Annotated in this window: 1 protein-coding gene; it reads left to right on the plus strand. The window is 37.1% G+C overall.

Annotated features, from left to right (window positions below; translation table 11 throughout):
* The first annotated feature begins 567 nt into the window (after positions 1-567).
* Entirely contained in the window at positions 568-1,866 is a 1,299-nt protein-coding gene (ltrA, locus tag COE53_RS22200) for a group II intron reverse transcriptase/maturase (RefSeq protein WP_098948737.1), read from the plus strand.
* Positions 1,867-2,164 lie beyond the last annotated feature (298 nt).

Consider the following 2,164-nt stretch of genomic DNA (forward strand, 5'->3'; position numbering starts at 1 on the left):
CTTATAATACGAACGCATGCGATACTTCAAAAGAAGATCGCTTTTTCTTATTCGCGTGCCCAGCAAGCCGTTAATTGCTAACTGGTGAAAGTCCAGTCTAGGTAAGAGCCAAGTCGCCTAGTAGCTAACAGGCAACTGGTGGAGAAATCCTAAGGTTGAAGCCCTGTGATAAAGTAACTTCCTTTCGGAAGTGCGAGCAACTCTACAGGTTGTAACATAAAGTGAATCCTGCCGCCTCGTCAAAAGAAACCTCAATAGAGGACAAAGAGAAGTCGAGCCTAGGGATAAAAGGCGAAGACCATGGAAGGTGTGTAGAACTTGGAACAACACTCAAGAATCTCTCGGGGTATGGGGAACGACATGTAAAGAAAGTAATTAAAGGAACTGGGGAGACCCTATTTTACCCTTGGAATTAAAGGAGCGAGGAAGCCTATAAGTGATTGCGAAATGGCGGACTGTAAAGAGGGAGTCGGAGGAGGTCATAGTACCAATGATTATCATGACAACACAACATGATATAGGAAAGGACCTCTACTTTGTTTATGTGTGAGAAGGAGGTAAGAGTGAGTGAATGCTAGAAAACTAGCTAACTACACCGATGAAAAAGCTCAAGAACTTTTGAAAACACTATATCTATGTGCCAAGGAGAAACCTAATCGTAAATTTCATGCATTATACGATAAAATCTATCGCCCTGACATTTTATTAGAAGCGTGGAAACGTGTAAAGAGAAAGAGAGGAAGTGGAGGAATAGACGGACAGACGATTGATGAGATCGTTACAAAATATGGAGAAAGTAAATTCTTAAATGAATTGTATGCACAGCTTAAAGAGAATAATTACAATCCTAATCCTGTTTTGAGGACGTATATTCCAAAAGACGATGGAAAGAAAAGACCTCTAGGGATTCCTACCATAAAAGACAGAGTGGTACAAATGGCAACAAAGCTGGTCATTGAGCCTATTTTTGAAGCTGATTTTCAAGATTGTTCATTTGGATTCCGTCCTAAGAGAAACGCCCATCAAGCGATGGCAAAAATAAGGAAAGCAAGCAGAAATAGTTCTTGGGTAGTCGACGTCGATATCCAAGGTTACTTTGATAACATTAATCAAGACAAACTGATGAAGCTAGTTGAACAGAAAATCAATGACCGCCGAGTTTTAAAGTTAATCCGAAAATGGTTACAAGCAGGAATAATGGAAGAAGGAACGATAAGAAATCCCCTTACGGGGACACCGCAAGGTGGGGTAATCTCTCCATTACTCGCAAATATCTATTTGAACACACTTGATAAACTCTGGATGAAGAAATTCCATCATTTAGGGGAGCTAGTTCGTTACGCAGATGACCTTGTAATTTTAACTAGAACAAAACAACAAGCTTTAGAAAGTATAAAGATATTACAAGCAATCATGAACAAACTGGACTTAACAATCAATCGTGAAAAATCGAAACTAGTAAATCTGTTTGATAACAAAGAAGGTTTTGATTTCTTAGGATTCCACAACCGAAAATTTAAGGTCTTACTAAAAGGTGGAAAATCCTACTACGCAATGTCACACATTCCGAAGAAAAATGCCATGAAAAAGATGAGAGCCAAGATTAAAGCATATACAGAACCGAGACACAAATTGCATTTAGATATTAAAGAAATAGTCAAAGGATTAAATAGGAAGCTTCTGGGCTTTAAAAATTATTATAAAATCTCCTCAAAAGCATCTGAATGGCTAAATAAAATAGATTGGTATGTACTTGAAAGACTCACTCTCTTCTATAACAAGAAAAGAAATAATAGAAATAAACATGGTAATTTAAAGAACGTTCGGGAAGAAATTTATCATTTAATTGTGAAAATGGCAAGGTAGTATCCGTAAAGCACAAGAAAGAAGAACATCGGAAAGCCGTATGAGGGAAAACCTCACGTACGGTTTGATGAGGGGGAGCTGAAAATAGAGGAGATAGCGCAAGCTATCCCTTTGAAATCAGTTCTCTACTCTACAACAAAATGGCAGTTTAGTTGTATAAGGAATGGTATAATAAATTCAAAAAAGAAGTTTTTTAACAGCAATTATTGTTAAATTTAAGGGGATAAATGAAAGTGGATGTTGGATTTTTTTTATTTTGCTTATTCTTTATTGTTTCAGGAATTACACTAATAATAAT

Source organism: Bacillus sp. AFS029533, assembly GCF_002585125.1.
Taxonomy (GTDB): domain Bacteria; phylum Bacillota; class Bacilli; order Bacillales; family Bacillaceae_G; genus Gottfriedia; species Gottfriedia luciferensis_B.